General features: G+C 68.4%; 26 protein-coding genes and 1 pseudogene. 2 read left to right on the forward strand and 25 right to left on the reverse strand.

All coding sequences use genetic code 11. The annotated features are described in order from the left end of the window. On the forward strand, positions 1-1,295 hold a 1,295-nt coding region (locus ACBJ59_RS04350; RefSeq protein WP_375108869.1), incomplete at its 5' end, for a tyrosine-type recombinase/integrase. Here the strand turns inward: ACBJ59_RS04350 and ACBJ59_RS04355 are convergent. The 5 genes and pseudogenes from ACBJ59_RS04355 to ACBJ59_RS04375 all read right to left on the reverse strand — a co-directional run bounded on the left by ACBJ59_RS04355 (position 1,273) and on the right by ACBJ59_RS04375 (position 5,088). Beyond that, a complete protein-coding gene (locus ACBJ59_RS04355) occupies positions 1,273-1,755 on the reverse strand; it encodes a DUF5060 domain-containing protein (protein WP_375108870.1) in 483 nt (160 codons plus the stop codon). The genes ACBJ59_RS04350 and ACBJ59_RS04355 overlap by 23 nt on opposite strands. After that, the gene (locus tag ACBJ59_RS04360; RefSeq protein ID WP_375108871.1) at positions 1,752-2,084 is read right to left on the reverse strand and encodes a hypothetical protein; all 333 of its coding nucleotides are present in this window, start codon (positions 2,082-2,084) and stop codon (positions 1,752-1,754) included. The genes ACBJ59_RS04355 and ACBJ59_RS04360 overlap by 4 nt, the downstream gene beginning before the upstream one ends. 238 nt (positions 2,085-2,322) lie before the next feature. Then, positions 2,323-2,499 (reverse strand): annotated as a pseudogene (locus tag ACBJ59_RS04365) (homogentisate 1,2-dioxygenase); the annotation flags it as partial. Further along, positions 2,474-4,126: an FAD-dependent monooxygenase gene (locus ACBJ59_RS04370; protein WP_375108872.1), complete on the reverse strand. Its 1,653-nt coding sequence runs from the start codon at positions 4,124-4,126 to the stop codon at positions 2,474-2,476. The gene ACBJ59_RS04370 and the pseudogene ACBJ59_RS04365, both read right to left, overlap by 26 nt. Then, the gene (locus tag ACBJ59_RS04375) at positions 4,126-5,088 is read right to left on the reverse strand and encodes an MBL fold metallo-hydrolase (RefSeq protein ID WP_375108873.1); all 963 of its coding nucleotides are present in this window, start codon (positions 5,086-5,088) and stop codon (positions 4,126-4,128) included. The genes ACBJ59_RS04370 and ACBJ59_RS04375 overlap by 1 nt, the downstream gene beginning before the upstream one ends. Positions 5,089-5,192: 104 nt before the next feature. Here ACBJ59_RS04375 and ACBJ59_RS04380 point away from each other — a divergent pair, with 104 nt between their 5' ends. Beyond that, positions 5,193-5,729, forward strand: coding sequence for a MarR family winged helix-turn-helix transcriptional regulator (locus tag ACBJ59_RS04380; RefSeq protein ID WP_375108874.1), 537 nt, complete (start codon positions 5,193-5,195; stop codon positions 5,727-5,729). A gap of 20 nt (positions 5,730-5,749) precedes the next feature. Here the strand turns inward: ACBJ59_RS04380 and ACBJ59_RS04385 are convergent, their stop codons facing one another. The 20 genes from ACBJ59_RS04385 to ACBJ59_RS04480 form a co-directional block, all read right to left on the reverse strand. Continuing rightward, complete coding sequence (locus ACBJ59_RS04385; protein ID WP_375108875.1) at positions 5,750-6,496, reverse strand: SDR family NAD(P)-dependent oxidoreductase; 747 nt, start codon at positions 6,494-6,496, stop codon at positions 5,750-5,752. Continuing rightward, entirely contained in the window at positions 6,480-7,562 is a 1,083-nt protein-coding gene (locus ACBJ59_RS04390) for a 2,3-butanediol dehydrogenase (RefSeq protein WP_375108876.1), read from the reverse strand. Before ACBJ59_RS04390 ends, ACBJ59_RS04385 begins: the two co-directional genes overlap by 17 nt. Positions 7,563-7,575: 13 nt before the next feature. Beyond that, positions 7,576-8,109 (reverse strand): 2,4'-dihydroxyacetophenone dioxygenase family protein, encoded by a 534-nt coding sequence (locus ACBJ59_RS04395; RefSeq protein WP_305923767.1) that lies wholly within the window; start codon positions 8,107-8,109, stop codon positions 7,576-7,578. 154 nt (positions 8,110-8,263) lie between these two features. Beyond that, positions 8,264-8,872 carry a helix-turn-helix domain-containing protein gene (locus ACBJ59_RS04400; RefSeq protein WP_375108877.1) on the reverse strand — a complete coding sequence of 203 codons (609 nt, stop codon included), beginning with the start codon at positions 8,870-8,872 and terminating at the stop codon, positions 8,264-8,266. A 164-nt stretch (positions 8,873-9,036) separates the two neighbouring features. After that, complete coding sequence (locus ACBJ59_RS04405; protein WP_375109514.1) at positions 9,037-9,342, reverse strand: helix-turn-helix transcriptional regulator; 306 nt, start codon at positions 9,340-9,342, stop codon at positions 9,037-9,039. A 39-nt stretch (positions 9,343-9,381) separates the two neighbouring features. Next, positions 9,382-10,857 carry an alpha/beta hydrolase domain-containing protein gene (locus ACBJ59_RS04410; protein ID WP_375108878.1) on the reverse strand — a complete coding sequence of 492 codons (1,476 nt, stop codon included), beginning with the start codon at positions 10,855-10,857 and terminating at the stop codon, positions 9,382-9,384. 82 nt (positions 10,858-10,939) lie between these two features. Then, on the reverse strand, positions 10,940-11,593 hold the full coding sequence (locus ACBJ59_RS04415) for a helix-turn-helix domain-containing protein (RefSeq protein ID WP_375108879.1): 654 nt from the start codon (positions 11,591-11,593) through the stop codon (positions 10,940-10,942). Beyond that, the gene (locus tag ACBJ59_RS04420; RefSeq protein WP_375108880.1) at positions 11,590-12,384 is read right to left on the reverse strand and encodes an HAD-IIA family hydrolase; all 795 of its coding nucleotides are present in this window, start codon (positions 12,382-12,384) and stop codon (positions 11,590-11,592) included. The genes ACBJ59_RS04415 and ACBJ59_RS04420 overlap by 4 nt, the downstream gene beginning before the upstream one ends. Next, positions 12,385-13,824 carry an aldehyde dehydrogenase family protein gene (locus ACBJ59_RS04425; RefSeq protein ID WP_375108881.1) on the reverse strand — a complete coding sequence of 480 codons (1,440 nt, stop codon included), beginning with the start codon at positions 13,822-13,824 and terminating at the stop codon, positions 12,385-12,387. It abuts the gene before it with no gap. Then, positions 13,821-14,870: a PEP/pyruvate-binding domain-containing protein gene (locus ACBJ59_RS04430; protein WP_375108882.1), complete on the reverse strand. Its 1,050-nt coding sequence runs from the start codon at positions 14,868-14,870 to the stop codon at positions 13,821-13,823. Before ACBJ59_RS04430 ends, ACBJ59_RS04425 begins: the two co-directional genes overlap by 4 nt. Continuing rightward, positions 14,867-16,606, reverse strand: coding sequence for a PEP-utilizing enzyme (locus ACBJ59_RS04435; protein ID WP_375108883.1), 1,740 nt, complete (start codon positions 16,604-16,606; stop codon positions 14,867-14,869). The genes ACBJ59_RS04430 and ACBJ59_RS04435 overlap by 4 nt, the downstream gene beginning before the upstream one ends. 28 nt (positions 16,607-16,634) lie before the next feature. Next, complete coding sequence (locus ACBJ59_RS04440) at positions 16,635-17,447, reverse strand: SDR family NAD(P)-dependent oxidoreductase (RefSeq protein ID WP_305923756.1); 813 nt, start codon at positions 17,445-17,447, stop codon at positions 16,635-16,637. After that, positions 17,444-18,187, reverse strand: coding sequence for an ABC transporter ATP-binding protein (locus ACBJ59_RS04445; protein WP_375108884.1), 744 nt, complete (start codon positions 18,185-18,187; stop codon positions 17,444-17,446). The genes ACBJ59_RS04440 and ACBJ59_RS04445 overlap by 4 nt, the downstream gene beginning before the upstream one ends. Then, positions 18,184-19,950 (reverse strand): ATP-binding cassette domain-containing protein, encoded by a 1,767-nt coding sequence (locus ACBJ59_RS04450; protein ID WP_375108885.1) that lies wholly within the window; start codon positions 19,948-19,950, stop codon positions 18,184-18,186. The genes ACBJ59_RS04445 and ACBJ59_RS04450 overlap by 4 nt, the downstream gene beginning before the upstream one ends. Beyond that, the gene (locus ACBJ59_RS04455; RefSeq protein ID WP_375108886.1) at positions 19,937-20,794 is read right to left on the reverse strand and encodes a branched-chain amino acid ABC transporter permease; all 858 of its coding nucleotides are present in this window, start codon (positions 20,792-20,794) and stop codon (positions 19,937-19,939) included. Before ACBJ59_RS04455 ends, ACBJ59_RS04450 begins: the two co-directional genes overlap by 14 nt. A gap of 1 nt (position 20,795) precedes the next feature. Further along, complete coding sequence (locus tag ACBJ59_RS04460; RefSeq protein ID WP_375108887.1) at positions 20,796-21,947, reverse strand: ABC transporter substrate-binding protein; 1,152 nt, start codon at positions 21,945-21,947, stop codon at positions 20,796-20,798. A gap of 90 nt (positions 21,948-22,037) precedes the next feature. After that, positions 22,038-22,226, reverse strand: coding sequence for a hypothetical protein (locus ACBJ59_RS04465; protein ID WP_375108888.1), 189 nt, complete (start codon positions 22,224-22,226; stop codon positions 22,038-22,040). Between the two features lie 736 nt (positions 22,227-22,962). Then, positions 22,963-23,760 carry a DeoR/GlpR family DNA-binding transcription regulator gene (locus tag ACBJ59_RS04470; RefSeq protein WP_375108889.1) on the reverse strand — a complete coding sequence of 266 codons (798 nt, stop codon included), beginning with the start codon at positions 23,758-23,760 and terminating at the stop codon, positions 22,963-22,965. 30 nt (positions 23,761-23,790) lie between these two features. After that, positions 23,791-24,843: a 4-hydroxythreonine-4-phosphate dehydrogenase PdxA gene (pdxA, locus tag ACBJ59_RS04475; RefSeq protein ID WP_375108890.1), complete on the reverse strand. Its 1,053-nt coding sequence runs from the start codon at positions 24,841-24,843 to the stop codon at positions 23,791-23,793. After that, complete coding sequence (locus tag ACBJ59_RS04480) at positions 24,840-26,135, reverse strand: four-carbon acid sugar kinase family protein (RefSeq protein ID WP_375108891.1); 1,296 nt, start codon at positions 26,133-26,135, stop codon at positions 24,840-24,842. The genes pdxA and ACBJ59_RS04480 overlap by 4 nt, the downstream gene beginning before the upstream one ends. Between the last annotated feature and the right edge of the window lie 132 nt (positions 26,136-26,267).

The raw sequence follows: 26,267 nt of genomic DNA on the forward strand, positions 1-26,267 counted from the left end.
TCCGCAGCATAATCACGAATGGTCGTGTGCCCACACTTTGGGACTCCGGAAGTTATCCACAACCATGCCGACCAGCACTTTCGCTCAACGATCAAGGCTTATGTGCCCGCGAACTGCGAAACTCGGGCGAATTTCTGCGACGTAAGCGAAAGATCGACGCCACCACGCGCCGCTCGTACGAGGCCCACGTTCGGTTGTACTTCACGCCCTACCTGGGTGACATCCGGCTTGATCGGCTACGGGTCTCCGACGTGGCCGGCATGTTCGACGCGATCGAGGAGTTCAACGACGTCATCATCTCCGCCCGCGCCAGCGACGACCCCGAACAGCGGGCGAAGGTGCGGTATCGGCGGCCGGTCGGGCCGAGCACCATGCACCGCATCCGAGCCACCCTCCGGCACGCGCTGAACATCGCGATCAAACAGGACCGGCTGATCGACTTCAACCCTGCGGCGGTGGTGGAACTCCCGGATGCCAACAAGCCGAAGGCCCTGGTGTGGACCGACGAACGAGTCGCGCAGTTCACCATGGATCTGCAGCATCGGCTGACCCTGGCGCAGCAGCGCCGGGGCGGCGGTCTCGGTCGCGCTGCCAAGATCAATCTCTATGTGGCCACGCCACGGCCGTCCTCGGTTATGGTCTGGACCCCGGCCCAGACCTCGGCCTTTCTCGCTCACGCGGCCTCACACCGGCTGTTCGCGCTGTACCGGTTGATCGCCCTGCGAGGCCTGCGCAGAGGCGAGGGTGCCGGACTGCGCTGGAGGGACGTTGATCTCGAAGCGGGCAGCGCCGGGGTGCACTGGCAGATCACGCAGCTTGGCTGGGATGCAATTCAAGGCAAGCCGAAGACCGAAGCCAGCGATCGCGTCATCGCCCTGGACGCCGACACGGTCGCCGTCCTGCGCACCCACCGCCGCAACCAGAGTATCGAGCGGCTCGCGGCGGGCAAGGCGTGGACCGACAGCGGCTTCGTCTTCACCGACGAGCTCGGTCGACCGCTCCATCCGCAACATCTCAGCGACCAGTTCTACCGGCTCGCCTATGAAGCGGGACTGCCACCGGTGCGGCTGCACGATCTGCGCCATGGCGCGGCCTCCCTCATGCTGGCCGCCGGAGTGGATCTGAAGATCGTGCAGGAAACCCTCGGCCACGTCTCGTCCACCTTCACCCGCGATACCTACACCAGCGTCTACCCGGAGGTCGCCCGCGCCGCTGCCGAATCCACTGCGGCTCTGATCAGTGCCGCCACCACTGCTCGGCAGCCTCAATTGATCACACTGCCCGCTCGTAGCTGAGAGGCAGCACAGACGCCGACCGGGTGCACAGCGCTGGCCATGGGAGAGGACGCGGTGTGCACAACCGCACGGTGCATCTTGCAGGAAGCATGAAGGAGACGGCCGCGCCGACGCGCGGCCGTTCGATTCGCACCACGATGGTCGTTCCCAGCGGCGTGTGATGGGTTCCGTCGGCGTGGGCGAAGGGAGGCCGTCGACGCGGACCGGTCCCGTGTGCGCCGTCTGGGGCGTCTGCCACCGGGAACTCGCCGCTCACGCCGTTGAGGCTGCGTGTGGTGGAGGAGGTGGTGAAACGGCAGATGCCGGTGGCGTCGGGCAGGTAGCGGAACACCCATCGGCCATCCCTGTCATAGAAGCCGCCGACCGTCGACTCGGTCTCGCCGAGCGTGAGCGTCGCGGTCAGCTCGACGTCGACGAATGGATTGTCGTGCGAGGGGCCGTTGAGGACCACCTCGGTCACCGCCCAGCGACGCGCCGAGGAGGGCACGGTGAGCGACGCCGATCCTTCCGCGGTGTCCTGGCTCTCGTAGCCGGCAGGGGCTGCACCTTCGGCTCGTCGTCGCGTTCGGGCACCGCGATGTCGATCTGGGTGAGCTCTTGCCAGATCTGTTCCTTCACGCGCGGGTCGTCGATCAGAACCGGGTGGTCGAGGACGAACCGCAACGGTCCGGACCGTTGCGCGTGGATCTGTGGCTGGTCGAGCACACAGGGCAGGTAACGGTCGACGACTGCTCGCGCCTGAGGTGTTTCCAGCACCTCGTGGATACGTGCGGATCGGTCGAATTTCATCGGTCACACCTTGTTTTGTGGAGGCAGGGCCGGCTCGGAGTTGGGGCCTCGGTGATCAGCCATGTCCTAGGCTCGATGTGGCGTCGTCATCTGCGCGTGCGCCTGCGCGACGAGCCGATCGACAGTCTCGGGAGCGATCCGGCCGCCGCTGTAGATCGCCAGCTGCTGGAGTGACATCCCGAACGCCGGTGCGAGCGTCTCTGAGCCCTCAATCTGGATTGACGGCTCCACCTTTACGCTCCCACGGCATCGCGTCGACGATGGCCGAGGGCAGGTGCCGGTGGTAGAGCAGCGACGAGTCGCTGGAGAAGCCCTCCTCGCCCATCAGTTCCTCGTAGCGGAGGCCACCATCGGGGCGACCACGCTGGGTGTGGCGCTTCGGTGGGACGTCACCTATCAGCCGGTAGTACGCCATGGTCACGCTCCTCGGTCGTGGTGGGGGCGGCGGTCGCACGCCGCAGCGCCGTGCCGACAGCGGCCGGGCCCGGATCAGTGAGTACCGCAGCGACATGTGCGTCCGGCCGGATGATCCACAGCTCGTCGGGATGGGCTGCCAGGACGGTGGCGAGCGCACTGTCGTGGTCGATGTCGGTGATGCGCTCGACCCGCACCGGTGCCGAGGTTGCGCGCTGCGCGGCGGCGTGGACGGCGTCGGCGTCCACGCGCTCGCCGGCCAGCAGCAGGAATCCGTCGCGGGCGATCTGCCGTATCCGGGTGGGACGCCCGCCGATCGCGATCGGCGCGTCGGGCACGAGGATGCCAGGGCCGGCGGGCGGCACGGCGCCGCGCGGTGGGCGTCCGGTGAACGGATGGTTCGGGTTCGGCGTGGTCAGCGGCGAGTCGACGTACCAGAAGGGTTCCGCGAGCCGGCCGGAGTCGACGGCAGCGCGGGCGCCCGCGTCGGTGCCGGCCGCCTCCAGGACGGCCAGGCGGTGCTGGTGCTCGGCCTCGGTGCCGGGTACGAGGAAGCGCATGGTGGCTTCGGTGACGTCCAGGTTCTCGCGGGCGGCGGCGTGCCGTTCGGCGTGGTAGCTGTCGAGTAGCGACTCGTCGGCCCAGCCGTTGCGGACGAACGCCAGCTTCCAGGCGGCGTTCTCCGCGTCCTGTACGCCGGAGTTGAGTCCGCGGGCGCCGAACGGGGAGACCAGGTGGGCCAGATCGCCGGCGAGCAGCACCCGCCCGACCCGCATCCGGTCCACGACCCTGGAGTGGAAGCGGTACACCGAGCTCCACACCAGATCGTAGGGCCGATCACCGATGATCGCTCGGATCCGCGCGTCCCGGCCGCCTGGGTCCACGCCGACGGCACCGTCCTCGCCGGCCGGGACCTGCCAGTCGATGCGGAACGTACTGTCCGGACAGGGGTGGATGAGGACCTGCCGTCCGGGGTTCCACGGCGGGTCGAAATAGAACCGGCGCTCGTTGGCCCAGCCGGACAGGTCGGTGCGGATGTCGCAGATCAGGAACCGGTCGTCGAAGGAGCGCCCGTCGAACCTGACGCCGAGCATGCGCCGTATGTCGTCGCCGCGGGCTCCGGCGCATGCGACCACGTAAGACGCCTGCACCGTACGGTTCCCACAGTGCAGCGTGACGCCCTGCTCGTCTTGGGCGATGCCGGTCACGTGGTGGTCCCAGCACACGTCGATGAGCGGTTCGGCCGCGATCCGCTGGTCAAGGACTTCCTCGGTACGCGTCTGTGAGATGTTCACAAACGGCGGAAACTCAGATCGGCCCGGGTCGGCGAAGGTGTAGTTGAACAGTTCCTGGTCGCGGTAGAAGGTGCGCGCCACGGTCCAGGTGAGCCCCTCGTCGGCGATGCGGCGGCCGGCGCCAACGGCCTCCCACACGTCGAGGACGTCGCGCTGCTGCACGATCGCCTTGGAACCGACCGGGTCACGGTGCGGCCGCTGATCGAGCAGGATAACCGGGACAGCCCACCGCGCCAGCAGCAGCGCGGCAGTCTGGCCCACCGGGCCGTTGCCGAGTACCACCACCGGCGACGGGCCGCGTCCGTTGCGGGCGTCAGGCGTGTGGCCGTTCATCAGTCCTGCAATTCCTGCCACACGGCGCGGTCGCGTTCCCCGGTCCAGATGCGCGGCCGTTCGATGCCGGACATCTCGTCCCAGAGCCGGGATACGTCGAACGGCAGGCAGTGTTCGAAGATGGGCCAGCCGCCGTACTGATCGACGAGGGCGGCGTGGGTCGCCTCGAACGCCTCCTTCACCGTGCCGCCTCGCTGCCGCACGGCGCCGACTTCACGCAGCATCACCTGCAGGAAGTGCCGGGTCTGCCCGATCGCCGCGTCCACCGCGTCTCGCCCGGACGCCACCGCGCCGCGCCCGCCGACGAGTGTCTCGGCGCCGAAGGCGTCGACCGCGTCCAGCGTCCCGGTCGACCAGTCCCGGTGGAACGCGTCGCCGGTGTACAACGCGGCGTGCGCCTCCACCAGGTCACCGGCGAAGAGGATCCGCTGTCGGGGCAGCCACGCCACGATGTCGCCCTCGGTGTGCCCGCGCCCGCAGTACTGCAGCACCAGATCACCCCGATCGCCGCCGAGATCGATGGTGAACCGATTCGCGAACGTGGCAGTGGGCCAGGTCAATCCCGGAATCGAGGCGGGCTCCTTGAACAGTCGGGGCATGCGGCCGTATTCCGACTCCCAGTCCTGCTTGCCGCGTTCGGCGATCAACTCGCGTGTCCGCTCGTGCGCCACGATCACCTCGGCGTCGAAGGCGCTGGCACCGAGCACCCGCACCGCATGGTAGTGCGACAACACGAGAAACTTGACCGGTTTGTCAGTGTGCTGACGGAGCAAGGCGAGCCATTCGCGGGCGGCCACCGGAGTGGCGAGCGCCTCGAAGCAGACCAGAAAATCCTTGCCTTCGATCGCCCCGACGTTCGGATCGCCCTCCGCCGTCAGCGCATAGACCCCGTCGGCCAATACCTCGAGGGTCTGCTGTTTGTCGGCGAGATCGGCGGATGAGGCGAAGGGCTTCTGCGCCATGACACAGCTCCTAGTCTAGTCAAAGGTTTTACTATTTCCTGGACGCTACGCCAAACCGCGTTGGCAGGGAAGCCCTGGAGAAGACAGGCCATAGTCTTGGCCGCATGAATGGCGCTGCCCTGCCGGAAGAATTGGACTACCTGGGGTTCATCGACTTCGCGATCGACCACACCAGGCGGGAACTGCCCGAGATCGACCCGGATGCGATGCGTCTCGTGCTTACTCTGCACAGGGTGACCAGCGCCCTCGTCTACGACCTGGAGTCGTCGGTACACCGGCCGCGCGGGTTCAGCTGGGCCGGCTTCCGGGTGCTGTTCGTGCTCTGGCTCGCCGGGCCGATGGAGGCCAAGCGCGTCGCCGAATTGTCCGGCATGAGCCGTGCTGCCGTCTCGGCGCTGGTCAACACCCTCGAACGAGCCGGTCTGGCATCCCGCCGACGGGCCGATCACGACGGGCGCGCCATCACGCTGACCCTGACCGCGGCCGGACGTGACGCCATCACCGATGCCTTCCGGGCACACAACCAGCGGGAGCAGGCCTGGGCCGCCACCCTCACCGAGGCTGAACACGTCACGTTGGTGGGCCTGCTGGAAAAGCTCATGGCCGGAGCGACCACGGCGACCACGAAACGCAGGCACTGACCGCAACTTGATGGTCGCAATCAAACGCAGAGGTAGCCCCCATCCACGGGCAAGACCGTCCCGCAGATGTACGAAGCGGCAGGCGAGCACAGAAACGCGATCACCTGAGCGACATCCCGGGGTTTTCCGTACCGTCCCAGCGGGATGCGCAGCAGCAGTTCCGCAGCGGCCTGCGGATCGTCGAGCAAGCCGCGGGCCAGCTGCGTCTCCACGAACCCCGGCGCAACGGCATTCACCCGGATGCCTTCCGGGGCGTACTCCGCGGCGAGCGACCGGGTCAGTTGCGAGACGCCCCCCTTGCTCGCGCTGTACGCCGGCCGATCCCTGCTGCCGAAGAAGGCGAACATCGAGGACACGTTGACGACGCAGCCGCCGGCCCTCGCGAGACCCGGGCGCGCCGCTTCGCTGGCGACCATGGTGGCGGTGAGGTTGACGTCCAGCACCATACGCCAGGGGTCCAGGTCGTACTCCCTGCGGTCGTGGCTGACGCCCGCGCAGTTGACCAGGACACCGATCTGCGGTTCGGCCGAGATCAGCCGCGCCAGGCCGTCGTGGTCGCGGACGTCGTGCTCGATCACCCGTACCTGCGGATGCACCGGTCGCTCGCCGGCGACCCGGGGGGCGAGGCCGAGAGCCGTGACGTCGGCGCCGAGTTCGGCGAACAGCATCGCCGTGGCGGCGCCGATCCCCGACGTGCCGCCGGTGACGAACACCGGGTGCCCGGCGAACTGGTCGCTGTTGAACCCCGCCCTATCCGCCGTGGTCATGTGCTTGCCTTCCTCCACTTGGTCGAACAAGGATCTTGATCTGGTCGGTGCCGCGCAGCAGGGCTTCGAACCCGTCGTGCACGACGTCCTCCAAGGCGATGGTGGCGGTGACGATCGCGGTGAGGTCCATCCCCTTCTCCACCAATCGGATCAGGTCGGGGTAGACGTCGCGATAACCCACGCTGGTGATGATCGACTGCTCCTTGTTGACCATCGCGAAGGCATCGATGCTGACCGTCCCGGCCAGGCCGACCAGCATGACCCGGCCGCCGCTCCGCGTCGCGTGCATGCAGGTGCGCAGCGTCTCCTCGGAGCCGACGACTTCGAAAGCCACGTCCACGCCTTCACCGTCGGCGGCCTGCCTGATCAGGTCAACCACGGCAGTCCGATCTTCGGCGGGCACGAGGTCCGTTGCACCCAGGGCGTGGGCGACCTGGAGCCGGGCCGGGGAGAGGTCTGCCGCGATGATGGGGCCCGCGCCGTGCCGCACGGCCAGCATCACGATGAGAAGCCCGATCGGGCCGAGGCCGATCACGGCGAGTGTCTCGCCTGGGCGGAAGCCCGCCCGCCGCCAGGCGTGCAGGGCCACGGCAGCCGGCTCGAACACTGCCGCCTGCTCCAGTGAGACCGTGTCGGGTAGGCGGTGCAGCATGTAGGCGGGAACGACGGCCCGTTCGGCCATCCCGCCGTCGCCCATGAGACCGGCGAAGCCGAAGTGCCGGCAGATGTTGTACTCACCGTTCCGGCATCGGGGACAAGCGCCGCAGCGGTAGTGTGGCTCCACCGCGACCCGGTCGCCCGGCGCGAACCCGGACACGCCGGACCCGACTTCGACCACCGTGCCGCAAAATTCGTGGCCGACGATGATCGGCGCGGTCGTCCGCGACTCGGGATGCGGTTCGTGCACCGGGATGGCATGCGGTCCGTCAGCGTACTCATGCAGGTCGCTGCCGCAGATGCCGCAGTATGCCACCGCGATCGCGACCTCCCCGGGGCCGGTGGCCCGGGACTCCACATCGACGACGCGGATATCGCGCGCTCCGTACCAGACGGCGGCCCTCGTCACGCGGCCTTTCCCATCAGCGGAAGAGCGAGTTGACGTAGTCGGCGCCGATGCCCACCTTGTCGTAGTGCTCCCGGCACATCGCGATGTAGTCGTGGACGTCGAAGATCCCGGTGACGTCGCCGTTCTCGTCCAGCCAGGCGAGCGGACCCTTGACGATGAAGAAGGTTTTCATCGGCTCGCCGCTGTCGTAGGCAACCAGCGTGTGACCCTCGCCTGGGGCTTCGTAGACGAAGTCGCCGGCGCTCGCCGTCCAGGGCCGCTCCAGATAGCCCCACTTGCCGGAGATGGTGTAGGCGAACACCTCATGCGGGTGGTAATGCCGGTTGACCAGCCCAGCCTCCTTCGCACGCAGGATGTCAGCCCAGCTGTTGTCCTTGACGTTGATCCATAGCGGCCGTGACCCGACGGTCTCGGTGAAAGGCACGTAGTAGCGGTCGTCATCGGTGGCGACCTTGGAGAGGTAGACCTCCGGCAGCGCATCCGGCTTCTGCGAATTCTCGATCGGCTTGAGGGTTTTCCAAAACTCCGAATTGGGCGTTTCAGGCATGCTGCCAGCTCCTTTGCTAGCTCGCGACGTTGACGCGGAGCCCTCGACCACACATGAGGGCCGGAAGCCGCATGGTCACAGGCTAGGGCCGACATGCATGACATGCAAGGGAGCTTTGCATGAAGCTTCAGTACCTGCTCGGACGCCACGCAATCTAACGTGATGGTGGCGCCACAATGAGCATGAACTCCGCGGCTGTCGCCCGGGGGTTGTGCAGACGATGCGGGCGACTCCGGTCGAAACGGATCGTGTCGCCCGCCGCCAACAGGAACTCCTCGTCGTCGACCACGACGGCGACGTGCCCGGCGAGCGCGACGACGACCTCCTCGCCGTGGTGCGAGGAGGGACGGGTGGCCCCGCCGCCCGGTGGTATCGATCCCCAGATCACCTCGACCGCGCCGTCCAGGTCGGGAATCATGAGTTCGTACTGGATACGCGAGTCGGGCACCTTGAGCCGGCGCCGGTCGGCGTGCCGCACGACGAGCCGCCGCCCGGCCGCGTCATGCTCGCTCGCGGTTGACCGGTCCTCGCCCTCGAACAGCGCCGCGATCGGCACACCGAGGGCACGGGCGATGGTGCGCAGCGTGGGCAGCGACGGCTGCGCGACACCGCGCTCAACCCGGGAGAGCAGGCTGGCCGAGATCTGCGCGGCGTCGGCGACGCTGTCCAGGGTCAGTCCCGCCCTCTTGCGCAATTCCCGGATCCGACCGCCAAGGGCGGCGGCGTCGGCGGCGTCCGGATCTGCCGACGTGGCGCTGGTCATCCAGCCCACTCCTTTCCCGGCAGCGCGTCGCCGCCGAACACTAGGACCCTACCTGCCACTTGGGCCTCGATACGGCGACGAAGAGCTACCACGCCCTGCCATGGTCACGTTGTCGGGATGTCTCGTTCGGCGGTGTCGCCGAACGGAGTCAGGCGCCTGGGTTTCTACCGGTCGCTGTATCGGTGTTCGCGCGGGCTGAGGCCGAACTGCGTCCTGAACACGTAGGCGAAATGAGATGGACGCCGGAATCCGAGCTGTGTGGCGATGTCAGCGACCGACAGGTGTGCCAGGCGAGGGTCGGCGAGGTCGTGGTGAGCGCGGTCGAGACGCCGCTTCATCACGTATCGGGCAACGGATGTCTGCTGCTCGTGAAAGAGGGCTTGCAGGTGGCGCGGCGAGACGAAGACGGCGCGGGCGACAGCCGCCGGCGCAGTCGGGACCGCCGGACTGCGATCCCGACTGCTTACTATCGGGCACTCACGGGTGCGCGCGAGCCCTGTCCTCGGCGACTACTTCGCGACGTCGGATAGTGCGGCGTCACGAACGGCAGCCAACGCGTCGGTCCTCAACACATAGCCTTCTGCGACCAGCGGATACATGACCCTTCGCACCTTCGCGACGTAGCGGCCGTGAGTGCCGTACATCGCCTTGAGCTCGTCCTTGGTGTAGTAGCGGTGCCAGCCTGACACGTTGCAGGGGAAGGCGGTCCCGTTGAGCGCACCCTGCTCCGCGGTCGGCACAACGAACTGCGGGAGACGGATCCCGCCCTCCACCTTGCCGTCTGCATCACGAACAGGAAGACCCGGCGGGGATGGGGATATCACGAAGCTTCGCGAAGGGGCGGCGGGCGTCCCTCTCTTGAACCAGTTGCGGACAGAATCGATTGCCTTGTTGTAGACCAGGCCGACGTCCACCGTGGTAAAGGGCGGAAGCTTGACACAGACGTGGTTGAAGTCGATCCACTCAAAGAACGTTTTCGGCTGTCCGTCGGGCAGCAAAATCGATTGATCGCGCTGCGCGATCGCCTCGATGTACTGGGCGCCGTACAGTGAAGCGTGTGTCGCGCCTGCGACGTCCCACTTGCGGGTGTACGTCGATGTCGTCCATCCAGCGCCCCCGAACGAGCCCCCCAGCCCTTCGGAGTCGACACTGATCGCCGGAACGGTCAGGTCATCTCGGAGCTGGCCCGACCGGTCCCAGAACGCGAAGCCGTCGAAGACGTTGTGGAGCGGCTGGATCGTGTTGTAGTAGATGGCCAGCCGAGCGGCCGACTGGGACTGGCCGATGGCGATCGCGTCCTGCACGTGCAGGCCTGGCATCGGCGCGGTCGCGCCCCCGGCGTTGTTCATGAGTGCCCGGGTGATCTGCGCGAAGATGTCGTAGGAGATCGGGTCCCCGGTGCAGAGGGACGTGCCGTCGGGAAGGCATTTGTTCACGTCCACCGAGAGCCCGGGGTATCGCTGCGGGCTCCATGTCTTGAGCCGCTCGACACCGACACGCTGTGCCGAAACGATGGCGACCGCATAGCCCTCACGCAGGAGGTATTCCGAGGCCTCGGCCGTGGCGAACTCGAAGTCGACCCCGGTTGTGACGTTGGTCCACTCGACGGCCAGCGTCCCGTTGAACTTGTGCGGCTTGGGGTATCGCACCATCACCCGCGTGCGATACGGATTGTCGCTGTCGAGAACGGTGGCGGTCGTGAAAGTGTTGGCGTTCGCTCCGGTGTACCGGTTGGCGAGGCCTTCCGCGTAGAACTCCTTGGCGGTGTAGCCGGCAGCCTTCAGATCGACGGCGGTGGCCGACATCGGTGATGTGCCGGGACCCTTGACCTTCGTCAGTGTCGCGGTAGGCACCGCGACGACAGCGGCCGCGTTCGCGGTCAGCGGAGATGCCGAGACCAGTGCCCCGGCGAGAGCCGCCGGGAGCAGCAGCAGGACGGCCCGGCGAGCCTTCTGCCCGGACCGCGTCTTGCGCAATGTAAACATCTGATCTTCCTCCTGGTTGTGGGAGACGCCTGGGCTGGCGTGAAACTCGGCCCAGGCGAGGAAGCGAACGCGAGGGCTGTTGTCAGCGCGACGGTGGCGTGACGACCAGGACAAACTCCGCGACCGTCGGGCGGGGGTTGAAGAGGCGGTGCGGACGGCTGCGGTCGAAGCGGATGGTGTCCCCTACTGCCAGGAGGAACTCCTGGTCATCGACCACGACCGCGACGTGCCCGGCGAGCGCGACGATGACCTCCTCGCCGTGGTGCGAGGAGGGACGGGTGGCCCCGCCGCCCGGTGGTATCGATCCCCAGATCACCTCGACCGCGCCGTCCAGGTCGGGGATCATGAGTTCGTACTGGATACGGGAATCCGGCACCTTGAGCCGACGCCGGTCGGCGTGCCGCACGACGAGCCGCCGCCCAGCCGCGTCATGCTCGCTCGCGGTTGATCTGTCCTCGCCCTCGAACAGCGCCGCGATGGGAATGCCGAGCGCCTGGGAGATGGTGCGCAGCGTCGGCAGTGACGGCTGTGCGGCGCCCCGCTCGATCCGGGAGAGCAGGCTGGCCGAGATCTGCGCGGCGTCGGCGACGCGGTCCAGTGTCAGCCCGGCGTTCTTGCGCAGTTGCCGGATCCGGCGGCCCAGGATGGCGGCGTCGTCGAGCTCGGCACCGGCCGGCGGGGCAGCGCTGGGCAGCGCCTGTATTCCTTCGCCGGGCCTCGTCCGTGCAGTGGTCATCGCGCGCCGATCGTCAGGAGATCCGGCGTCACGAATGTTGCCCGGGGCCAGTGGGTGTGCTGGTCGGCGCTGGTTCCGGTGAGTACGAGCAGACTGTCCCAGCCTGCGGCGGCGGCCAACTCGACGTCGGCTGCGACGGTGTCACCGATCATCAGCACCCTGCCCGCCACGTGCGGCCGGAGCGCGGTCAAGAACGGCAACGACGGTTTACCACAGATGATCGGATCGACGGCGACCCGGGCGGCGAGTGCGGCCAGCGCCATGCCGGTGCCGCCGGACAACCCTTCCCGCGTCGGATATGCCACCTCGGTGGTGGTGACCAGCAAGGGCAGGCCACGCTCCAGCAGCATGGCAACGCGTCCGAGCGTCCTGATATCGGTGTCCGGGGCCAGACCCATGGCGACGGCGCGGCCCGACGGTGTGGATGACCACGACCGCCAGACCTCGTCGCCCGGCACGGCGCGCACTCCGTGCCGGGCCAACGCGTCAAACAGGCCTGCCTCACCGATCGCCGCCACCTCGTGAATGCCTAGTTCGCGGGCCTGCGCCCCGAGCGCGTCCGCCGCCGTGACCAGCACGTCACCCGGAGCTGCCAGGCCGGCCCGGGTGAGTCCGGCGCGGAGTTGCGCCGACGTGGCGACGCTGGCGTTGGTGGCCAGGCAGATCCTGGCCCCCCGGCGACGAAACGAGTCCAGCAGGCCGACGGCGCCGGGCAGGGGGGTGTCGTCTATCCACAGCGTCCCATCGAGGTCGCTCACCACCGTGTCGTAGGACGCCAGATCGGGATGCACTCACGCCTCCGGGTGAAGGTGGACGACCTGACCGCGGGTGAAGAACTCATAGGTGCGCGGCCCTTGCTCCAAAGGGCCGGAGCCGGAGTCCTTCATCCCGCCGAACGGGACGTACGGCGGAAAGCCGGTGACCGCGTTGAGATGAACCATCCCGGCGTCGAGGCTCTGCACCAAGCGCAGCGCCAGTGCCAGGTCGCGGGTGAAGACGCCGGCGTTCAGCCCGTACGGGGTGTCGTTGGCGACCTCCATCGCGCGCCCGGCGTCCGGAACCGATATGACGGCGGCAAACGGTCCGAAGACCTCGTGCCGAGCCGTGGCGGTGCCTGGTTGCACTCCGGCGAGCACCGTGGCCGGAAGGAAGTTGCCGTACGCGAGTCGTTCCTCGGCCGGCGGGTCACCGCCGTACAGCACCGTGCCGCCGGCTGACACCCCTTCCCGCGTCGCGCGGATCACCGCGTCGCGGGCCGCCGGTGTCATGAGCGGGCCGAGCTTCGTGCCCGGATCGAGTCCGCTGCCCATCGTCCAGTCGGCCGCCGCGGCGGCCAACCGCTCGGCAAGTTCGTCAGCCACCGGCGCCTCGGCGACGATCCGGCCGATCGCGGTGCACTTCTGCCCGCTGCCGGAGAACGCCCCGGCGGCGAGGTGTGCGGTGACCGCGTCGAGGTCGGCATCGGCGAGGACGACGGCGACGTTGCTCCCGCCCATCTCCAACTGCACGGCGACGTCGCGCCCGGTGACAGCTCGTTGCACCGCCCGGCCCGCTGCGGTGGACCCGGTGAAGGTGACCGCTCTGGTGCGGCAATCCGCCAGTAGTGGACCGGCCAGCGTTGCGGCGGTGCCGCACAGCAGGTTCAGCACGCCGTCCGGCAGACCCGCCTCGGCGAGCGCCCGGGTGAAGTGGACGGCGGACAGCGGCACCAGTTCACTGCACTTCCACACCACGGTGTTGCCGTGCGCGAGCGCCGGCCCGATCTTCCAAGCCGGCAGCAGCATCGGGTAGTTGAACGGGGTAATGACGGTCACCACACCCAGCGGCGCGCGGCGGCTCAGAATGAAGGATCCGGCGGGCGCCGGCAGTACGTCGCCGGCCGGCTGCAGCGCCGCCATGGCGAAATATCGCAGCGTGTCCGCCGAGCGGGCCACCTCGCCGCTGGCGTCCTTCCAGATCTTTCCCTCCTCACGGACGAGGTCGTGCGCCATCGCCTCCCGGTCCCGGTCGAGGACCGCGGCGGCGGCCAGGAGTACGTCGTGCCGGCGTTGGGGGGCAGTGCGCGCCCAGGCCCGCGCGGCCCGGTCGGCGGCCGCGTAGGCCGCGTCGACGTCCGCCGCGAAGGACAACGAGACCTCGGCGACCACTTCGCGGTTGTCGGCGGGGTCGGGCACGATCCGGCGTTCGGGACGGTCCCACCAGCGGCCGTCGACGTACGTCGTGGCGGTCATTGCGGCATTCCCTTGAACGCGTATTTGAGCGCCATGGCGGCGGCGTTCCAGGTCGGCGCGGGCTGCGCCACGGCGGTGGTGACGGGCCGGACCTGTACGAGTGTCACCGGGTCACCTGGCCGGTAGGCGCGGGGGATGACCCACTCCACGTCGGCCGGGGCGCCGAGCATCTCTTCGGCGGCGAGCACGGCATCGACGAGGGCGCCGATCTCGTCTTCGGCGAGCACGCGGAGGGTTCGCATCGGCTCCGGCATGGCGACCTCGACGACCTGGCCAGCGCGATGGTCCATCGCGGACACGGTCTGCTTGTCGCCCACCGCGTAGCTGAGTATCCGCCGGTCGGCGCGGCCGACCTCTAGGTGATCCGGGGTGACCACGCCTTGCGCCAACGCCTCGCCGAAGCCGAACGTCGCCTCCACCACAACGCGGTCCCGCCGTCCGGTGACCGGGTTGAGGGAGAACGCCACACCGCTCGCCCGGGCGTGCACCAACTCCACGATGCCGACGGCCATCGTCGATTCCACATGGGACAGACCGTTGCGGATCCGGTAGCTGAGCGCTCGGGCTCCGAACAGGCTGCCCCAGCACCGCAGTATGCCGTCGAGCACGGCTGGCGCGCCGGTCAGACCGAGGTAGGTGTCGTATTGTCCGGCGCTGCTCGACGCGACGGCGTCCTCGGTCGTCGCCGAACTGCGCACCGCAACCGGCAGTAGCGCATCCCGCGACGCCGCGCACAGTTGCTCGTAGGCGCCGGCAACGGCTTCGGTGAGATCCGGCGGCAGCGGTGCGCCGGCCAGGCGTTCCCGTAGTCGCTGCTCGGCGCGGGCCAGTCCGGCCGAGTCGTCGGCACCAAGACCGGCCAGTTCCCGATCGAGCGCGGAGGGCAGATCGCACGCCGCCGCCACCGCTTGAAACGCGTCGGTGGTGACGACGAACGCGTGCGGCACGGTGAGACCGGCCCGGGCCAGATCAGCCAGCCGGGTCATCTTGCCTCCGGCCGCCGGATCATCGGTCGCGATGTCCGGGAGGTGGCGGATGTAGGTCATCGCTCGGCCCGCTTCAGGATGCGCACGGTACCCCGGGTGCCGTCCACCTCGATCTCGTCGCCGGTGCGGATCGTCGACGTCGCGATGCCCACCCCGCACACGCAGGGGATGCGGTACTCGCGGCTGACGATCGACGCGTGCGTCAGCGTGCCACCGCTGTCGCAGACGCAGGCGGCGATCTTCGCAAAGGCCGGCGTCCAGTTGGGTGAGGTCGCCTCGCACACCAGGATCTCGCCGGGTTCGATCCGGTGCAGTTCCTCGGCACCGTGCAGCACCCGCGCGACGCCGCGGGCCACACCCGACGACGCCGCGACGCCGGACAACGAGGTGACCTGCGACGTGTCACCGCCGAGCTGTTTCATGGCCGCGAAGAACCCGGCATTGGTCCCGAAGATCTCCCGCATCACCGGGTCACTCATGTCCTCGGGTACGGTGCCGAGCACCTTCGGCATTCTCGGCCGGCGGGCGAGCCAATGCTCGTAGTAGGCCCGCCGTTCGTCGACCAACTTGCGCATGCTGCCCCAGTCGCGGTGCCCTTCGGCGAGTCGGCGCAGCTCGGGACGGAACACGAACAGTCCGTCATCGGGCCGCTCGGCGCCCAGCGCACGGGCGATCGCCAGGCCGGCCCGCCGCATCGGGATGTGTGCGCGCAGGTCGATGTAGTAGTTATGGTCCTCGTTCCACCACGCGAAGTTGGCCGACGTGCACGCGGCCAGCCCGGCGTCGAAGACGTGCCGCTCCTCGACCGTGAGCCGGCCGCGGGCGGCGTCGATCGCCTGTTCCCGTTCGGCCACGGCGGCGGCCCGTGCGCCGGCGAAGTCGTGATCGGAGCCCTTCGACAGGTACGTCCGGACCGTGCCCAGTGGGCTGACCGGGTCGTCGATCCAGGGCGTCAGCACGACGTCCGCGATGCCCTCGGTGCGGTGCCCGTACGTCTGCAGGAACGCGTCGAAGTCGGCGACCCAGCCTTTCGCCGCCGGGTCGGCCCGGAGCGTCGTATTGAGGTCTGTCGCGTCGGTGACGGCGAAAACGTCGGCGAGCCCGGCCGCGCGTGCCTTGCTGGTGAGCTCCCACAAGCCGCGATCCGTCTCCATGATCTTGGAGTCGTAGCCTTGCAGGAACTTCGAGATCTCGGCCGCGTCGATGCCCAGTTCCAAGCACGTGCCGTGGAAGCCCACATAGGTGGCCAGCAGCGGGTACATGATCTCAAAGTGGATCGTCCAGGCGCGGCGGTGGAAGACGACCGCCTCCTCGTAGAGGCGGGCCAGGTCGGCGAGGTCTCGACCGTCGAAGGACTGCCCTTCGAAGTAGGCCAGTCCGCGGTTCAGCTCCGTCACTCGGTCGTCCCAGGTCGCCTGGAACCGCTCGAGGGTCGCCGGGAGGGCGCGCTGGATGCGCTCGACCCGCTCGCCGACAGCCCACCGCGAGGTGACCGGCACCTCGCTGGTGTAGATGTGCGGTCCGGCCATCCGGACACCGAGCCCGCCGCTCGTGGGCAGCGGCAGACCCTCGGCCGCCTGCTGGGTGCAGAAGCATATGCCATCCTCGGGAAAGACGTACCCGAGCGGCACCATGCCGCGCGGATAGTGGAAGTCCAGCAACCAGAAGCGGCCCTCGTCCTCCTTCCGGAAGGTGGACAGCGCCTCGGTGTAGACCCCGGCGTCAGTGCGCCCGGGCCTGAAGCCCGGATACCACTCGTCGGAGATGAACTCGTCAACCGGAACCACGGTGCTCATCGGGGATCTCTCTCTCGTCTGGAGGGGGTCAGCCGCCGGCGTACTCGGACGCGAAACCGCCGTCGGGATGCAACAGCGAACCGGTGAAGTACGAACCCTCGTCGCTGGTGAGGAAAAGTGCGGTGCGGGCGATCTCCGCCGGCAGCCCGAGCCGCTGCAACGGCACCTGCTTCTCGCGCGTTTCCCGCCACATCCTCTGGGCATCGAGGTCGTCGCCGCCCGATCGCCGGGCCATGCCGTCGAGCAGGCCTGTCTCCACGTAACCCGGCCCGATCGCGTTGACCCGGATATGGCGTGGCGCCAATTCGTGCGCGAGGCAGCGGGTAAGCATCCACGCGCCGGCCTTGGACACCGAGTACGCGCCCGCGGACGGCCGCTTGGCGGCAATGCTGGCCAGCACCACGATCGAGCCGCCCGACTCCGGCATCGCGGACGCCGCGGCGCTGGCGGTGAGGAAGACACCGGTCACGTTGACGTCGAGCACGAAACGGAAATGTGCCGGATCGAGGTCGAGCAACGAGTTGAACGATCCGGTGCGGTCCGGATGGGCGCTCACGCCCGCCGAGGCGACCACTGCATCGATGCCGCCGAACCGGTCGACGCACAACGCCACCGCGGCGTCCACCGCGGCCGGGTCAGTGACGTCGGTGGGCGCGAAGACCGCACGGCCGCCGTCCTTCTCGATACGCGCGACTACGGCGTCGGCGGCGGCGCGATGCGAGGGTAGGTCGGCGATGACCACCGCGGCACCCTCGGCGGCGAACAGTTCCGCGGTCGCGGCGCCGATGCCGGAGGCGCCGCCGGTCAGGAGAGCCCGGCGGCCCTGTAGTCGTGTTGTCACATCGGCTCCTTCAGGTGGATGGGCAACTCGTCCGCGGACGGTTGCCGCTCGTTCGCGCCGAGATAGGCACGGTGCAGCCGGTCGCTGTGCCGGCTGAGTTCAGCGGCGCTGTCACGCAGGACGATCCGGCCGCGGAACAGCACCATCGCCTCGGAACCCACGGACAGCGCGAGGGCCGCGTACTGCTCGACCAGCAGAACCGCCATGCCTTCCTCGGCGAGCGCGCGTACCGCAGGGAACAGCCGGCGGACGATCACCGGCGCCAGGCCGAGGCTCATCTCGTCGATGAGCAGCACGCGGGGCCGGGCGAGCATCGCGCGGGCGAGCACGAGCATCTGCTGTTCACCGCCGCTGAGCGCGCGGGCCGGCACATCGGTGCGCCGCCGCAGCTCGGGAAACATCTCGAACGCCGGCCCGATCTCGTCATTCCCTACCGCGACGAGGAGGTTTTCCGTGACGGTCAGGTCACCGAAGACCGTGCGACCCTGCTCGACATGGGCCAGGCCGCTTCTGGCGCGGGCCCGGCGGGACAGCGGCAGTACATCCACGCCGTCGAGCAGCGCGGCCCCTGCGGTCGCCGGGATCCGTCCGCTCAGTGCTTCCAGCAACGTCGTCTTACCGGCGCCGTTGGGTCCCAGGAGCACCGTTATCCGGCCCGGCGCGACGGTCAGGTCGACACCCGTGACGATCGGGAAGCCCGCCCTTTGGACCTCGAGACCCCGCACGTCGAGACCACTCATGCCGGAACCTCCTCGCCGACGTACGCGGCGAGCACGACGGGGTCGCGCAGCACCTGCGCCGCCGGCCCGGACGCGATCACCCGGCCGAAGTCGAGCACGGTCACCCGGTCGCTGATGGTGGCGACCATCTCCACGTCATGCTCGATGAGAAGCACACCGAAGCCGTACGCGGCGGGAAGCGCCGCGAGCAGCCGGCCCAGTCGCTGCGACTCCGCGGCGTCCAGGCCCGCTGCCGGCTCGTCGAGCAGCAGGATGCTCGGCCGCGACAGCACGGCGCCGGCCACCTCGACGAGCCGTCGTCGGCCGACGTCGACCGTGGACAGCAGCACGTCACCGGCCGGGCAGCCGAACTGATCGAGCAGGGTGTCAGCCTCGGCGGGTGTCGCGGTGGGCGCGACGAGTCGGAGGTAGCCGGCGACGGTGAGGTCGCCGATCGTCCGCTCGTGCTGGAAGGTGCGGCGCAGCCCGGCTCGGGCCCGGACGTGCACCGGCGCGGAGGTGTGGTCCTGGCCGTCGATGGACACGCGGCCGGCCACCGTCACGGTGCCGGTGGCCGACCGCACGAATCCCGAGACGACGTCGACGAAGGTGGACTTGCCGGCCCCGTTGGGTCCGATCAAAGCGTGCAGTTCGCCGCGGCGAACCTCGATGGACACGTCGTCCAGCGCGGTGACCGCGCCGTAACCCACGCGGAGATTCCGCGCGTCCAGCGCTGCGGGTATGTCGCTTCCGGCTGGCTTCGGTCCAGGCGTCACCGTCCCGAGGGCCGGGCCGGGTGCCTTCGCCCCGGTTGCTCCGGCCGGCCGGGCCCGCTGGCCGAGGAGCCGCCGGCCGGCCGCCCGCAGGTCCGCGGCCGCCCCGCCGGCTCCGGTGCGCAACCCGATCACTGCGCCGACCGCAAAGACGACGGCGGCCAGATCCTGCGGGAGACCGACCTGGCGCAGGACCTCGGGCAGAAACGCGGCGAGCATGCCACCCAGCGCCGCTCCCTCCGGATGGCGCGCGCCGACCATGACGGCTAGCGTGAAGATCGTCAACGACTGCAGGGACCCGAATCCGGTGGCGTTGAGTTGGCCCAGCTGACCGGCCAGCAACGAACCGGCGACACCGGCGAGAAAGGCGCTCACGGCGAACGCGGTCAGCTTCACTCGTGGGACCGCGAGGCCGGTCGCTGCGGTGGCGCGTTCGCTCGACCGCACGGCAAGCCAGGCCGCGCCGCCGCGCCGGGTGCCGTACCACGACAATGCCGCCGACGCGCCGACGAACACGACCCAGCACAACAGGAAGTAGTCGGCGTCCTCGGTGGCCCAGTCCGGGCGCGGGACAACGTCGAGCGTCTGCGCTCCGGGGAACCCGACGCTGTTGGTCACCACGTCGACCGCGACGGCGAAGCCGAGCGTCACGATCGCCAGGTTCAGCCCGCGCAGGCGCAGCGCCGGCAGGCCGATGGCGATGCCGACCGGCAGGGCGACCAGCCCGGAGACGACAAGCAGCACCGGGAACGGCAGGGCGATTCCCCAATGGTTCGCCAAGGCCGTCGTGAGCGCCCCGATGGCGGCGAAGGCCATGGGACACAGTGCGGCCATGCCGGCCCGGCCGAACACCACACCGACCGACAGGCAGAGCATCGCGGTCACCGTCGCGCTCGTGGTCAGGTAGATCCAATAGCTCGACATGCCCGTCGTGACGACCAGTGGGACCAGAACGGCGGCCGCGATGCCCAGCAGCGATGCGGGCCTGCGCATCAGGTCAACGCGTCGCATCCCATACCTCCCGCCGCTGCAACCACACCAGCGCCACAACCACCACCAGGAACGGAAGCACCTGCCGGTACTCCGAGAGCTGCCGTACCGACGTCCCGGCCCCCTCGATGACGCCGATCAGCACGCCACCCAGGGCAGCGCCGGCCAGGTTGCGCAGGCCACCCAACAAGGCGGCGGCCATCGCCGGCATCACGAGCAGGCTGAGGCTCAGGAAGTTGCTCGGCCGCGTGGGCGCGACCGCGGTGACCGCCACCGCGGTCACCGCCCCCATGACCGCCCACACGCCGACCGCCAGAGCAGTGACGGGCACGCCGAGCATCTCGGCGGTCACCGGTCGTTCGCTGATCGCCCGCAACCGCACGCCGAGCCGCGAGCGGTTGAGCAGCAGGCCAGCACCCACCGCGATGGCCGCCGCCAGCACGAGGGCGATCAACGCGTTCCCCGAAACCACGACGTCGGCGAGCCGGAACCCAGCACCGGGCACCAGTGAGGGAACGGTGCGCGGATCGTTGCCGAACAGCCGGAAGCCGATGGCGAGCAGGCCCACGAGTACCGCCACGGTGACAATCGTGCGCACCTGCGCCGAGCTGTCGGCGTAGAAACGCGCGATCGCCCAGCCGACCAGGGCCGCAAGCGCTGCCGCAGTGAGCACGCCCGCCGGCAACGCGACGCCGAACCCCCACCCGCGCTCCAGCAACTGGAGCATGACCATGGTGCCGAAGGACCCGATGGCCGCCTGCGCCACGTTGAGCACACCGGTCATCTGGAACAGCAGGACGACGCAGACGCCCACCATCGCGTAGGCGCCCCCGGCGAGCAGGCCCGCGACCGATGCCTGCAACATGTCAGGACCCGGCCGGCAGGGTAATCCACTCCGGCGTGACCGTGACCCACGTGCCGCCCTTGAGCTGGACGAACTTGCTGGCCCGGTTCGAGTTGTGTTTCTCGGCCGGGGCGAACGAGTACGGCGTGCCGACCAAGGGGTTGGACACCGAGGTCAGCCCCTGCAGCGCCGCGGTCACCGACTCGCGGTTGATCTCACCTTGAATGCTTTTCAGTGCCTGGACGAAGTAGGTCGCGGAGAGGTACCCGCCCTGAGCGAACGAGTTCAGCGGTATCTTGGCCGCCGTCATGGTCTGCTTCCAGTCGGCCAGTGCGGGCGCGGATCCGCCGTAGGGCTCGAACTCCGAGTTCGCGTACAGTCCCTCGCCGACGGGGCCGAGCGTCTTTGCCACCTTGTCGGTGTAGTTCGAGGTGAGAAAGACCCAATCGATGCCGGTCACCTTCTGCGCCTGGACCGCCTGCATCCAGGCCACGCCCGCGACATCCACCCCGTCGAACACGACGGCCTGGCAACCAGCCTGGCGGACCTTCAACACGAACGGCGTGGGATCCTCCGGCCCGGGCTTGTACGTGGCATCAAGCAGCGCCAACTTCTTGCCGGTCGACTTCTCCCACTGCCCGATCGCGGCGGCGTAGGCATCACCCCAGCCGGCGTAGTCGACCAGTACGGCGCAGACTTTGTCCCGCTTCAGTGTCTCGGACGCGAACTGCAGCGACACCGTGATGCCCTGAAATGGACCGGTGTTGACCGGTGAGATGTTGCTGGAGCTGAAGCAGGCCGGGTCCACCCCGGTGCCCTGCACCGAGAGGATCTTCTTCTGCTTGTACAGCGCTCCGTTGACGCTGCACTCCAGTGCGCTGGACGAGCCGACCATCGCCACAACTTGCTCGGAGTCGACGAGCTTGCGGGCCGCCTGCTGGGCCTGCTGCGGGTCGACCTTGTCGTCCTCGACCAGGTACTCCAGCCTGCGGCCGCCGATGCCGCCCTCCGCGTTGACCTTGTCGAAGACGGCTTTGACCGCCTGCGACGCCTCCGGGAAGACGACGGGACCGGAGATGGAGCTGATGGCCCCGACCTTGATCGGCGCGGTGCTGGAGCTTTCCGTCTTATCGCTGCAGCCGGGGATCGCGATCAGCAGGACGCCGGAAACCACTGCTGCCGCCGCGGGCCTAGGACTACTGATCATGGGTTTCCCTTCCTTCAAGGCCGGCTGTGGCCTGAGTCACAAGGTAGGGCGCAACCTTCACGACATGCAAGAGAAACTTTCATGATACTTCATAATGGCCGAACAGTTGAGGTCCAGGTCGAAGTGGTTGAAGAAGTAGTCGGATGTACTGCTGGTGAAGATGGCGACCTGGACCTCCGGGTCCTCGCCCATCTCCACCACGAGGTCACGTAACCTGGCGGCGGTCTCCGGCAGCATCAGATTCATGGGAGGATTCGCGAAGGTGATCTTCCGGATCTTGGGGGCAGCCGTTCGAAGCTGATCGCGCTGGACTGCTTCATGGCGCTCCCCTTGAGGGTGTAGGACAACTCAGCGTGGGCTGTACAGCCGAGCGGAAGGCTGGTGCCCGCCTGGGCGCGTGCACCACGAGACCCGTCGCCAGGGGCTGGGCCGCAGTCGTTGCCGGTGCATGATCTCGTTGACTTACGATCACACTGCAATGTGCGCTCGCTGAGCACAAGGGTTTGCCGGTGCACGACACGGGCGTGCTGATGGAAGGACGGCGTCGCTTTCCCCGTAGATGAGGTGGTCGCGACGGGCGACCAGCAGGTGTTCAGAAGCGGCGCGCTCCAGCCGCGTTGAGCTGAGTGCGGCACTTTCGGTGTATGAGATGGCGCGGTGTGGGAACGTCAGGTGTCCCGGGTGCCATCGAGGTAGTGATCGCGTTCTTGCTGATCGCTGTCCTGGTGGCCGCGAGCCATAGCTCCCACTCGCGTGAAGTTTGTGGCTCCGCTGGTTGTCCCGGGGTGATTGGTCTTCATTTCGTGGGAGACCACGATGACGTGGGCGTACTTGTCCTTGTGGTGTCGGGTTGCTTGAACCAGGACGCGTCGCGCATCGCGGCGCGAAGGTGCCCGCCGCCTAGCAGCGCTGTGCCGTGCCGCGAGCCTGAACGTCACCGCCGCAGGCCACGAAGCTCAAGCTCACCAGCCAAGATGCGGCCTTAGCCGACACGTTGTCCCTCATGGTTGACGGCGACTACCTCGATGCCGTTGGCAGTGAATGCCGTGATGACGGAGGAGTCGGCTTCGTGATCGGTGACGAGGGTCCATTTGCGTGGTAGTCGTGCCCAGGCGTGGAAAGGTTGGCGGATCAGCTTGGCGGCGTGCGCCAGGACGTAGACGTGTTCGGTGCGACGTGCCATCAGTTCTTTGAGGCGGGTCTGCTGTAGGTCTGCCTCACAGATCCCGCCGTCGGGGGAGACGCCGTCGGCGCCGAGGAAGACGCGGTCGAAAGTCATCTTTTCCAGCGCCGCTTCGGCCAGTGGTCCGACCAGTCCTTGGCTGAGGTGCCGCAGGCTGCCGCCGAGGCACTCCACGTGCACGGCGTCCACGTCGGCGAGTTCGTTGAGAGCGGTCAGTCCGGTGGTCGCAACGGTCAGCGAGCGCGCTGACCGCAGTTCGTGGGCGAGCGCTCCCACCGTTGACCCGGCGTCTAGCAAGACTGTTTCGCCGGGGCGGATCTGTGATGCGGTCCAACGGGCGATGCCTCGCTTTGCCTCGAACGCCTCACCGATCCGTTGACGTAGTGACGCCTCCGGATGCGCGTTGGGTGCGATGGCACCGCCGAATGTACGGGTGAGTCGGCCTTCGGATGTCAACATGGCGAGGTCACGACGGATGGTCGAGGCCGTCACCTGGAACGTTTCGGCCAACTCCTCTACGGTGGTGAGCCCTGTCGTGGTGGCCCGCCGGACGATCTCCTCACGTCGAGTTCGCGAGTTAAACGATGTCATTGCCATCCCGATTCCTCTCGCGCCGCCTGGACCATGTCACGCCGTGGGGGTCGGCGCCAACCGGGCTGCCTGCCGGAGGGCTTCGATCATGCTGCCCGCCTCGGCGACCCCCGTACCGGCGATGTCGAACGCGGTGCCATGATCAACCGAGGTCCGGATCACAGGCAGCCCCACGGTGATATTCACGCCCGTTTCGATACCCAGAATCTTGACTGGCCCATGTCCCTGGTCGTGGTACATGGCCACGATCAGATCGTAGTCACCCCGGCCCGCGACGAAGAATGCGGTGTCGGCCGGGATCGGGCCGATGGCGTCGATGCCGTCCGCGCGCAGGACGGCGATCGCCGGGGCGATCTTTTCTTCCTCCTCGCCATATCCGAACAGCCCGTTCTCGCCCGCATGCGGGTTGATCCCGCACACCCCGATCCGGGGGTTGGGGATGCCGGATCGGGTCATTGCCTCGTGTCCGCGGCGGATCGTGCGTTCCACCAGACCGGGCTCGATCATCTTGACGGCATCGATCAAGCCAATATGAGTCGTTACGTGGATGACGCTGACCTTGGGGGTGGTGAGCATCATCGAGACTTCCTCGGTGCCGGTCAGGTGTGCCAGGAGTTCTGTATGTCCGGGGTAGATGTGCCCTGCGGCGTGCAGCGCCTCCTTGTTCAGGGGGGCCGTGCAGATGCCCTGCGCCTCGCCCCTCATCGCCAGCTCGCTTGCCACCCGAACGTACTGGTACGCCGCTTCGCCGGCGGCTGCCGACAGCTGACCCCACGGCAGGTCGGCCGGTAGCAGTTCGAGATCGATGACGTTGATACGCCCAGGCTCGAACCTCGCCGCGGCGACGGTTTCAACTGGCTCGACATCCACTTGGAGGCCGAGGATCTCAGCGGCCACCCGTAGGCGCGCTGCGTCGCCAATGACAACGGGACGGCACACGCCCGCCAGTTCCGGTGACACTAGCGCGCCGACGACCACTTCGGGGCCGATGCCCGCGCCGTCGCCCATGGTCACGGCGATGACTGGTGCCGGCAGCGCGCCCGCCTTGTTGGCCAGGGCACGCTGGTGCGCGGATGCGACGCTGCTCATGGAAGAACCTCTCGTTGGGCCGGCATCAGATCCGGCTTAGGGCAGGGGGTGCTGTTCAGGGCGTGCACGATGTCGAGCAGGGAGTCGGCGTTGCCAAAGCTGCCGGCCCTGGTGACGACGGCGCGGCCGTCCGGGGTGAGGCAGTGGACGGCGCCCGGCTGAATTTGCCCGATCGGGGTTAACGTGTCGACGCCGATTGCGTCGAGGACCCGGCGAGCGGTCTCGCCGCCGGTCAGGACGAGGGCCACCGGCGGGCCAGTCTGCGGGCTGATGCGGAGTGCTTCGGCGACGACGTCCGCCAGGTGTCGCGCGACGGCATCGGGTGCGGCGCGGCGGTCGCCGGGCGGGTCGAGCGTAACCACGCAAGGACCGTTGTCGATCGCAGTGCGGACCCGGTCCGCGGCGGCTGACCGGTGGCCTCTGTGCTGGAGGGTTTCGGCGACGAGTCCTACCTGATGTAGTCCAGCGGCGACCAGCCGGCGTGATTGCTCGACGGCCACGGGCTCGGCCGTTCCGACGACGACCAGGACTGGGCGCGGCCCGTGCTTGGGAGCCTCTCTGGCGGGTGGGCCGGTGCGGGTGACCGGGGCGAGTGAGCGGGCCACCGCGGCGGCGAGTCCACCAGAGCCGACGACGCGAACTGACGGAAGGGTCAGGGCCGCTGCGGCGACGAGGTCGAGGTCGCTGTCGGTCTCGGCATCGCAGACGGCCACCACGTCCGCGGCGACGATCGAGTGCAGTACGGCCGGGAGCCCAGGCGCCCGGACAGTGTCGAGGCTGACCAGTTGGGTCGGCATCGGGGCTAGGGCCGCGGTCAATGACTCCGGTGGATCGCCGGGTTCCATCCGCCAGGCGTCGGTGTGGCTCAGCGGTATTCCGGCCAGCCGAACGACACCGTCGACGACGACACGAGCGGCGCCCGGGAGCGCGGTGGCGACAACAACGGGAGCGCGGTCCGCGCGCAGCGCGTGGACGATCGCTTGTGGACTGCCGCGAAGCAGCGAGTCGATCTTCGCCAGCACGCGGGAGGGACGGTGCCGGACGATCGCCGAGCGAACGCGGTCGGCCACCTGTTCGGCGGCTCGGTGCCGGCAGTCCAGGTCGACCACCAATGCTCCGGGCGACGAGTCGCGGTCGTCATCAATCAGCAATGGCGGCGTAACCGTCGCGGTGCTTGGCAGCAGGCGAAGGATGATGCGTGTTTCGAGCAACATGAGGGCGGCGGCCACCTCGCCCGCGCCGGTCAGATCATCTGCAAGAGCCAACAGCCCATCGCTGTCCGCCCCCTCCATAGCACCTCCATGTTCGACGTTCAGAGCCAAGAACCCGGCCTCGGATGGGGCGGGCGTAGAGAAGGCTGCCGGGCGTGGTTGCCGCCACCAGGGTCGCACACCTGCACGAGTCGCGCTAGCGCTATTGCGCGT

The organism is Nonomuraea sp. MTCD27, from assembly GCF_041950495.1.
Lineage (GTDB): Bacteria > Actinomycetota > Actinomycetes > Streptosporangiales > Streptosporangiaceae > Nonomuraea.